The following is a 9,641-nucleotide window of genomic DNA, read 5'->3' on the forward strand; positions in this document are numbered from 1 at the left end:
AATTAATTAACAAAACTCGGTTTAGGGCACTGAAAAGTGCCCTTTCGAAGGGGGATGCCCTAAATTGAGTGCTTACAAAAGTCTTTCATCATATGAAAACAAAGATTATTTATGTGCTTGTTAGTAATGAAAATGATTGTTATTTAGAGCAGGCATTGGTTTCTATTTATTCATTGCGTTTATATAATCCAGATGCAAATTTGCTTTTACTTGTTGATGAAGAAACAAGTAGAACGTTGGAAAATGGCATTCGTAAATTGATACTTAATTATGTTTCAAAATTAGTCATCGTTGATGTTCCGTTTCATTATTCAAAACAACAAAAATCTAGGTACATAAAAACATCATTAAGAAGTCAGGTAATTGGGGATTTTTTATTTATTGATTGTGATACAATTATAAATGAAGAGTTGAAAGATATAGATAATTTGTCTTGCGAAATAGCAGCTGTGCCAGATTGTCATCTTTCAATTAAATATAGTTGGATGAAAACTAATATTAAGAAATGGTCTTCTGTATTGGGATGGAAATATTCAGAGAATGATTTTTATTTTAATAGTGGAGTGTTGTTTGTTAAAGATACAGATGATACTCATCAATTTTATGAGTATTGGCATTCTTTGTGGAGGAAAAATGTATTGAAAGGTATTAATTATGATCAACCTTCTTTGGCTAAAGCTAATGAATTAATGGGTTGTAAAATTTGTAAGTTAGATGATATTTGGAATTGCCAAATTAATGCTAACGGGTTACCATTCTTGTCTAAAGCAAAAATAATACATTATTTCGCATCAGGGATGGGAGCAAAAAGTTATGTACCTTATAAATTCCTTGATAAAAAAATATTCTGTCGTATTAAATACGAAGGGTTTCTGAGTGATGAAATAAAATTGATGATTAGAAATTCTAAATCAGCCTTCAATCCTTTTTGTACTGTAATAGGTTATGACGATGCTAGATTTTTATGTTCTAGCACTTATGGGTTATATATTAAATATCCCAATGTTTATAAAATAATCAATGTTATGTCTCGTATGTTTTTATTTCTGCTTCGTTTCTTTTTAAAAAAATAATTTAATAAAATTGATTCACTTGATATGATTCCTAAAATTATTCATTATTGCTGGTTAAGTAACGATCCCATTCCTTTCAATATCCAACATTATATGGATTCATGGAAGAAATATTTGCCTGATTATGAGTTTATTCATTGGAATTTTGATAAGTTTGATAAATCATCATCTCGTTGGGTGAGCGAAGCTTTTGATAACAAAAAATATGCTTTTGCTGCTGATTATATCAGGCTTTATGCTCTGTATCATTACGGGGGAATTTATTTGGATATGGATGTGGAGGTTTTAAAATCATTTAATCCTTTTTTGTCACTTCAAACGATGATGGGGTGGCAGTATGGTAAAGGAAAGGGGCTGGAAGTTGCAGCGTTTGGTGTTGAACGGCATTCTTCGTGGGTAAAACTTTGTTTGGACAGTTATGATAAACGTCCATTTGTTCTTCCGGATGGTAGTTTTGATATACTGCAACCATTGCCTTTGCAGGTTGAAAAAACATTATTAAATAATGGTTATGACTTGATTTCTGTTACTTCTCTTGAAGATGCGATGAAGATAGATGAAGCTTCCATGAAAATAGCAATTTTTCCTGCAACATTTTTTAGTCCGAAATCTTTTACTGATGGAGTAATAAGAACTACCACTAATACATATTCTATCCATCATTTTGCTGCATCTTGGCTCCCTTTTTATACGCGTTGGGAAATTAAATTTTGGCATCTGCTGCGGTTGCCTAATTTTAGAATATTGCATTTTATTGGACAGCTTTTGAAAAAAGTGCATCTGAAAAAGTAAATAGTTGATACTTGTAATTCTAAAATTGTATTATTTTGTAAGGGGGAGCTATGTTTTGTAAGTATTCAAAATAGATTTTCATTTGTAATGAACTATAAAAAGTTTATTCTTTTAGTATTTGCCAATGTAACTATAGTTAAGTGAAATTTAAAATATTCAACTTTTTGCCTTATTGATTTTAAAGAGCTGAAAAAGACTACTTACTAATTATAACTACAATAAAATATAATGGAAAACGATATTCCCAAAATAAGTGTGATTGTACCTGTTTATAACGTGGAAAAATATCTAGATAGGTGCATACAGTCGATATTGAATCAGACATTAAAGGAACTGGAAATCATATTGGTGGATGATGGGTCACCTGATAATTGTCCAGCTTTGTGTGATGAATATGCTCAAAAAGATGCGCGCATTAAAGTTATTCATAAAAAAAATGAAGGATTAGGTTTTGCTCGTAATGCAGGGTTAAATCTTGCATCTGGAAAATTTGTTTCATTTCTTGATTCTGATGATTGGGTTGCTCCTGCGATGTATGAGGCTCTTTATCGTGTAGCTGAAAAAATGAAATGTGATACTGTATATTGTAGTTTGCAATATTATTATTCAAAAGATAAGATAATACCTTTTGAAGAGGTAGGTCAGGAAGTCTTTTTTCGTGGACGAAAAAGTGTTGATTCATTTTTATTAGATATGTTAGCTCCTTTGCCTAGTTATCGTTCTGATGTGAAATATATGGTTTCAGTTTGTAAGGCTATTTATCTTAGAAAAATAATAGAAGATAATCAATTGCGATTTGTATCTGAAAAAGTGGTAGCTTCTGAAGATATGTTTTTTCATGTGAGATATTTGAAATTAGCAGAAAATGTAGGTTTTATACCGGAATATTTTTATAATTATTTTCAAAATGAGTGTTCAATTACCCATACTTATACAGAGGATAAAATAGAACGGTTAAAGAGGTTTATTCAAGAGATGCATTCAGTATTTGCAGAGTATTTTGCAGAAGAGGATTATTGGGTTAGGTTACAACGCAAAGCTCTGCATTATTTACGTAATTCTCTTTATATTAAATATCAAATTGTAAAGAAAAAATCTTTTTCAATTCAGAATTATGAATTAAAAAAAATATGCAAAGATGCATTTTTTTATCATTACTTAAATAATTATCCGTATCAATTGTTGCCAATGAAGCATCGCCTTTTTTATTTATTGGTAAAATATAGAGCTACTTTATTGCTGTTGTTGGTATATAAATTAAACAAAAAATGAAACCTATAGGCCTCGTAACTTGCTATTTTCATCATAACTATGGTAGTATGCTTCAGGCATATGCTACGGAAATGATTTTTCAGAAAATGAATTTACCTTATCAGACTATTTCGTGTAAATCTCCTATTGTTTATATGCAAGGGAATAAATTGCTTTATATTATCAAAAAGATTTTGATAGCTGATTGGAAAATGAGGATAGGTAAGATAAAAATAGAGTATTATAAAAAGAAATATCCAGATTCATTTGGCAGAAATGTAGATTTACGAAATGCTTGTTTTGATAGGTTTTCGCAAGAATACTTTCATTTATCACCTTATTGTAAAAATAGAGAAGAATTGAAAGCTATGGCTAACAATTATTCTGCTTTTGTGGTGGGAAGTGATCAATTGTGGCGTACCGACAGCGTAGAGCATGGGTATTATACTTTAGAATGGGTGCCAGACAATATCTGTAAAATAGCTTACTCTACTAGTCTTGGGATTAAAAAAGTACCTTGGTTTCAGAGGAAGAAGAACAGATGGTTTATGAAACGTTTTAATTATATGGCATTACGAGAAAAAAGCGCTTGTGATTTGGTTTATAAATTAATTGGGCGTGAGATTCAAGTCGTACTTGATCCTACTCTTTTGTTTACAGGTGAGCAATGGATGCATATACAGCAGGAAAAGCCTCTAACCAATGGTAAATATATTTTTTGTTACTTATTAGGGAATAATCCTCAACAAAGGTTATTTATAAGCGAAGTGCAAAAACGAACAGGTCTGAAGATAGTGGCGCTTCAGCATTTGGATGAATATATACCATCGGATGAAGGATTTGCTAATGAAACTCCTTATGATGTAGGTCCTGCCGAGTTTTTGAATTATGTGAGAAATTCGGAATATATCTTTACGGATTCTTTTCACTGCTCTGTGTTTTCTATTCTCTATAAAAAGAACTTTTTTGTATTTAGTAGATTTAGTGAAAATGCTATGCAAAACACTAACACGCGCATAGATAATTTATTGAGTTTGACTAATCTCTCTCAACGGAAAATAGATACAAAAAAGAATATCGATAATCTTCTTTCTATGCCGCTTGATTATGTGGATGTAGATGAGAGATTAGAAATATTGAGAAAGTCTTCTCTAGCTTATCTTGAGCAAGCTTTAAAAGGAATAGAATTATGATTGTAATTACTGATAAGGTCACGTGTTGTGGTTGTTGGGCATGTGAAAATATTTGTCCAAAGCATTGTGTGGTGATGAAAGAGGATAATGAGGGGTTTCGTTATCCTGAAGTAGATGTTGAAGTTTGTATAGAATGTGGTTTGTGTGAAGCAGTATGTCCCATTCTTCATAAACCGATTAAAGAACATGAAGAAACAATTGGTTATGTTATTCAGCATAAAGATAATAATATACGAAGAGATAGTACATCTGGGGGATTTTTTAGTGCTATCAGTGATTATGTTTTGAACCAAAATGGATATGTTTTTGGTGCTATTTATAATAAAAAGATGGAGGTGGTACATTATGGAACTAATAAGAAAGAAGAAATTCAATTATTTAGAGGCTCGAAGTATGTACAGAGTAAAATAGGACATACGTATCAAGAAGCAAAGAAACTTTTGCAAACTGGTTGTCTTGTATGTTTTAGTGGAACTCCTTGTCAAATAGCCGGATTGAAGAATTATCTTAAGAAAGACTATGCAAATCTTATCACAGTAGATTTGGTATGTCGTGGTAATCCTTCACCGCTTTTATTTAGAAAGTATCTTGAATACCAGCAAATAAAGTATAAAAATAAAGTAACAGGAGTTAAGTTTAGGGATAAGTATTATGGTTATAATTATTCTACTATGACTTTAGATTTTGAAGATGAGAGAATTCAATATCATTATGGGATGGAGGCAGATTTAATGTTAAAGTTCTTTTTTAAAGGGCTGTGTTCAAAACCAGCATGTCATCAGTGTGTATTTAAGAGTATTGAGCGGGTTAGTGATTTTACTATTTTTGATTGTTGGAATGCTAAATTTTACAATAAAATCATGGATAAAGCAGGCGCTACTCATGTTTTTATTCATTCTCAAAAAGGATTTGATTATTTTGAATATTTAAAATCTTATTTTGTATATCAGAAATCAAATGTTCAAAAGGTTGTAGAACAAGATGGTTGTATGATGTTACAATCGGCAATTCCCAGTACGAGAAGGGCAGACTTTTTTAGAGATTTGAATAACTTGCCTTTTGACAGATTACAAGCAAAGTATTTTCCTCTTACATTGACGAGAAAGATTATCATTAAAATGAAACCATTTTTTTATCATATAGGGATATTCAGTATTTATATGAAATTAAAAAAAATGCTATGATAAAGATTTTATTAAGCATATATTTATTATTGTCTTCTTTTGTATTGTTTGCTCAAGGTTTATTTGAAAATGATCCTATTTGGCGAGATGAATTTAACCGAGATAATGTTCCTAGTTCTATGTATTGGAGTTATATAGTGGGAATGAGAGGGCAGGAAAGTGAATATTATACAAATAGTTCAAATAATGTATGTGTAAATAATGGTAAATTAATCATTAGGACTTTAGATGAGAAAAAAGATAAGGCTTTATGCACTTCTGGTCGAATACATACCTTAGGTAAGGTTTCGTTTTTATATGGCAGGTTGGAAATTAAGGCAAAATGTCCTACAGGAAAAGGTATTTGGCCTGCTTTTTGGATGTTGCCGGCAGAAGAAGGTTTACCTTTTGGTGAAATTGACATAATGGAATATATTGACTGTTGGAGTTCTAAGGAGTATCAGATCAATGTCCATGTGACGGATAAAAAAAATGGGAATCGTATAAAAAAAATGAATCCTCAATTAGTGAAAGCTGATGTTTCTAAATTTCATATTTATACATTAGAATGGTACAAGGATAAACTTGTATTTTTACTTGATGGTAATTTATGTTATCAATTTGATAAAAAGGAAGGAGAAGCTTGGCCTTTTGATAAGCCATATTACTTAATTTTAAATGTTGCTTACGGTGGATGGGGTGGATCTTGTGGAATGGATGATTCTGCTTTTCCTTGTGAAATGAAAGTTGATTGGATAAGATACTATAAACTCAAAGAATGATGAAATACATTTTAGTAATAGATCATATAGCTACTGGAGGCGCGGAACGTATTTTGATTGATTACTACCACTATTTGAAACAGAATGGACATGTGCCTTATGTTTTTGTGCTTTCAGGTTATAGTGGACAAAGCAAGTGGACAGAGAATGTAGATGTATTTTATGGGTCTTGTAATGACGAAAATAATTTGATAAAGAAAACGTTACAACAATTTAATCTATTTTTTAGACTAAAAAAAATTGTTGCAGATATAAAACCGGATGTCATTTTTTCTTTTCTTGAAAAAAGTAATCTACTGACGATTCTTGTGCCTACTTCTGCTGTAAAGGTTGTTTCGGTGCATAATGTACTTTCTCTTCAATATACGAAAATTAAGTTGGGCATAGTACAGAAGTTAACTTATTGTATGATAAGGTGGATGTATAACAAGTGTAATAACGTAGTAGCTGTTTCAAAACAAGTGAAAGATGATTTGATCGTTTCTTTTGGGGTTCGGAGTGAAAATATAAATGTCATTAATAATTATGTTAATAGCAAAGATATTAAGATTAAATCTCAATGTGGAATTGATGATTTTGTTTTCTGCCCAGATAAAAAATATATAATGAATATAGGGAGGTTTTCAGAACAGAAAGCGCAATGGAAACTACTGAAGGCATTTTCGCTTTATTTGAATAAAGGTGGGTGGAATGTGTATCTTGTATTAATGGGGGAGGGAGAGTATATGGAAGAACTAAAACAATTAGCTAAAGATTTGGGAGTTTATTCACGAACTATATTCTTGCCTTTTAATTTGAATCCTTATAAATATATGGCTCACGCTGATTTGTTTGTTTTATCTAGTATATTTGAAGGATTTCCTATCGTTCTTGCAGAGGTGTCATCGTTGAGAATACCTTTTGTAGGTACAAGAAAAGCTATACCAGAAGAAATGTTTGACAACAGGTTGTTTTGGGAGGAATGTATTGTTGACAATTTAATACTAGAGAAAGATTTCACAACAATTATTCATGATGATGAGAAACATTTAGCAAAGTTAATAGAGCGTGGTATAGATGATGATGATTTTAGGAAAAAAATATTGAATCATACCAAAATATGGGAAGAAAACAATGATAAAAGTATGCAATTCTTATTTTATGATGCAATGTGTAGGAAAGTAAGCACTAAAATATAGTGCTCTATTTTAAAAGTTACACTATTTATTCTTTACAGGAAAGTGTTATGATACCTATTTTAATTAGTCATATCTTACGAACAAATCTACGAGGTCTTGATAATCTTTTCATGGATAAAGGTAAAATATATACATTTCTAAATCCTGTTTCTTATTTGATGGCATTAGATCGTAAAGATTTGTTTGGACAGTTTGATGGTATTTTTGCCGATGGTTCCATCTTAGTGGCTGCCATAAGATTATTATATGGAATAACAGTGAAAAGGCGAAGCTTTGATATGACTTCTATGGCACCGGAATTATTCCGTTTTGCCGAAAATAATGGAAAGATGTTATACATTGTTGCGTCAAAACAAGAACAGGTAGAAAAAGCTGTTGAAATATTTAAGGAACGGTATCCAAAGTTGAAGTTTATGGGTTGTCGTAATGGGTATTTTGTTTCGGAACAAGAAATGGATGCGGAAGCGAAACATATTACACAAGTTAATCCTGATTTTCTTATTGTAGGAATGGGGGCGTTGATGCAAGAACGTTTTTTGCTAAAGGTGCGTAATGCCGGATTCCAGGGTATTGGTTTTACCTGTGGTGGTTTTATTCACCAAACTGCTAATAATGAGATTGAATACTACCCTCTATGGATAGATCGTATGAATCTGCGTTTTGTCTATCGTATGTATAAAGAGAAGCATACCCGTAAACGTTATGTACAAGCTGCCTTACTTTTTCCTGCACGCTTTTTGTGGGAGAAACTAATCTTTTCATGGTACAAAGATAGCAAACCCTTATAATTTCGCAATGCATAATTCTTTTTTAGCTTTTCTATGTTTATGTTTCTGTACTGTATTGAAGGGACAGGCATTATATGGTACTAGTGGACTATTGCATATGCCTACTGCTGATATGCAGAAGGACAAAACTGTTATGCTGGGCGGTAATGTGCTGGATAAGCATCCGCTTTCTACTTATTGGAATAATAAAAATTACACCTACACATATAATTACTATATAAATGTGACTATTTTTCCTTGGCTGGAAGTAGCATATACCTGTACCTTGGTAAAGGGAGTTAAAGGTAATTATTGGCCTGAACAGACTTGGGGAAAATTTCGTAATCAGGACCGTAATTTTTCAGGAAGGCTCCGTTTATGGAAGGAAGGCTGGTGGAAAGAATGGACTCCTCAACTTGTATTGGGAGCCAATGATCCCGGAAGTTTTGATAATAATGGTGGTGGTAATATCAATTTTAATCAAGAAGCTGGTACTCATAATTATTTCAATCGTTTTTTTCTGGCTGCAACGAAACATTTGTATTTTCAGAATGTGGGGGAATTAGGGCTTCATATGGCTTATATTTATAGCAGGGCTACTGGCTTGAATTATGAAGGACCTGCATTAGGTGTTAATTTTCGGTGTTGTTTGCCTGATACTTCTTTGGGAAATAAGATATTGAATGGACTGAATTTGATGGCGGAATATGATGCACGAACCATTAATATAGGTTTTAACTATGCTGTTTGGAAAGATCGTTTTAATCTGATAGCAGAATTGAATGATGGTAAATATCTGAGTGCGGGACTTTATTTCAAAATCTGTTTGAAGTAAACAGGTATGAGAGTTGATAATGATAGCCACATATATGATCATAATTTTTAAAATCATACTACTATGACTATGAAAGACAAATTAGCATCCTACAACCACTTGATCGAGACCTTTGTGATTGTCACCGAGACCTTTCTTTGCGGTCTGCTATTCCTGCTTTTCAGCAAGCTGTCCAATGAGATGCAGTGGGATAGCCTGCAGGTTGGTGGAACCACCGTTCTGCAAGTCATGCTTACACTGATGTTATGTTACGCCCTTTGCGCCATCCATTCAGGAGTAGTGCTTCACCGGAGGAAAGTGCATTCCCTTCAGATATGGAAACGTGTGTTCGAGAATATGTTCCTGTTTGTCCTCCTGGGCGGTCTGGTCCTTTCTGTAGGAAACTATGCGGATATAGCCTCCCTGTTCATGCTGGAGTACCTTTTCCTCCTGTTTCTGTGTCTTGTTTCGTTCCGTTTCACTCTTCGTCTTCTCATCAGGCTTTACCGTATGAGCAAGAAACATACGCGTTTTGTAGTACTGGTAGGAAATACGGACAACAACCTGGAAATCTACCATGAGATGTCGGGCAGTGAAGATACAGGTTATTCGGTCGTGGGCTATTTTG

The 9,641-nt window shown here is 32.7% G+C and carries 10 protein-coding genes; all 10 read left to right on the forward strand.

Features of this window, described 5'->3' with window-relative positions; genetic code table 11:
- Positions 1 to 92 precede the first annotated feature (92 nt).
- Positions 93 to 1,073 carry a glycosyltransferase gene (locus tag AB5062_RS22040; protein ID WP_057280656.1) on the forward strand — a complete coding sequence of 327 codons (981 nt, stop codon included), beginning with the start codon at positions 93 to 95 and terminating at the stop codon, positions 1,071 to 1,073.
- A 24-nt stretch (positions 1,074 to 1,097) separates the two neighbouring features.
- Positions 1,098 to 1,865: a glycosyltransferase family 32 protein gene (locus AB5062_RS22045; protein WP_057280655.1), complete on the forward strand. Its 768-nt coding sequence runs from the start codon at positions 1,098 to 1,100 to the stop codon at positions 1,863 to 1,865.
- Positions 1,866 to 2,093: 228 nt separating this feature from the next.
- The gene (locus AB5062_RS22050; RefSeq protein ID WP_368326988.1) at positions 2,094 to 3,137 is read left to right on the forward strand and encodes a glycosyltransferase; all 1,044 of its coding nucleotides are present in this window, start codon (positions 2,094 to 2,096) and stop codon (positions 3,135 to 3,137) included.
- Positions 3,134 to 4,309: a polysaccharide pyruvyl transferase family protein gene (locus AB5062_RS22055; protein ID WP_005848412.1), complete on the forward strand. Its 1,176-nt coding sequence runs from the start codon at positions 3,134 to 3,136 to the stop codon at positions 4,307 to 4,309. The genes AB5062_RS22050 and AB5062_RS22055 overlap by 4 nt, the downstream gene beginning before the upstream one ends.
- Positions 4,306 to 5,493: a Coenzyme F420 hydrogenase/dehydrogenase, beta subunit C-terminal domain gene (locus AB5062_RS22060; RefSeq protein WP_195642480.1), complete on the forward strand. Its 1,188-nt coding sequence runs from the start codon at positions 4,306 to 4,308 to the stop codon at positions 5,491 to 5,493. Before AB5062_RS22055 ends, AB5062_RS22060 begins: the two co-directional genes overlap by 4 nt.
- The gene (locus tag AB5062_RS22065; protein ID WP_005848408.1) at positions 5,490 to 6,254 is read left to right on the forward strand and encodes a glycoside hydrolase family 16 protein; all 765 of its coding nucleotides are present in this window, start codon (positions 5,490 to 5,492) and stop codon (positions 6,252 to 6,254) included. The genes AB5062_RS22060 and AB5062_RS22065 overlap by 4 nt, the downstream gene beginning before the upstream one ends.
- Positions 6,251 to 7,432: a glycosyltransferase gene (locus AB5062_RS22070; protein WP_227212442.1), complete on the forward strand. Its 1,182-nt coding sequence runs from the start codon at positions 6,251 to 6,253 to the stop codon at positions 7,430 to 7,432. Before AB5062_RS22065 ends, AB5062_RS22070 begins: the two co-directional genes overlap by 4 nt.
- A gap of 47 nt (positions 7,433 to 7,479) precedes the next feature.
- Positions 7,480 to 8,220, forward strand: a complete 741-nt coding sequence (locus AB5062_RS22075; protein ID WP_008673645.1) for a WecB/TagA/CpsF family glycosyltransferase — start codon at positions 7,480 to 7,482, stop codon at positions 8,218 to 8,220.
- A gap of 7 nt (positions 8,221 to 8,227) precedes the next feature.
- A complete protein-coding gene (locus AB5062_RS22080) occupies positions 8,228 to 9,034 on the forward strand; it encodes a YjbH domain-containing protein (protein ID WP_005848399.1) in 807 nt (268 codons plus the stop codon).
- Positions 9,035 to 9,097: 63 nt separating this feature from the next.
- The coding region (locus AB5062_RS22085) for a nucleoside-diphosphate sugar epimerase/dehydratase (protein ID WP_368331274.1) at positions 9,098 to 9,641 on the forward strand (544 nt) is incomplete at its 3' end.

This window comes from Phocaeicola sp. RTP21359st1_B8_RTP21360_211022 (assembly GCF_040911965.1).
GTDB classification, from domain to species: Bacteria; Bacteroidota; Bacteroidia; order Bacteroidales; family Bacteroidaceae; genus Phocaeicola; species Phocaeicola vulgatus.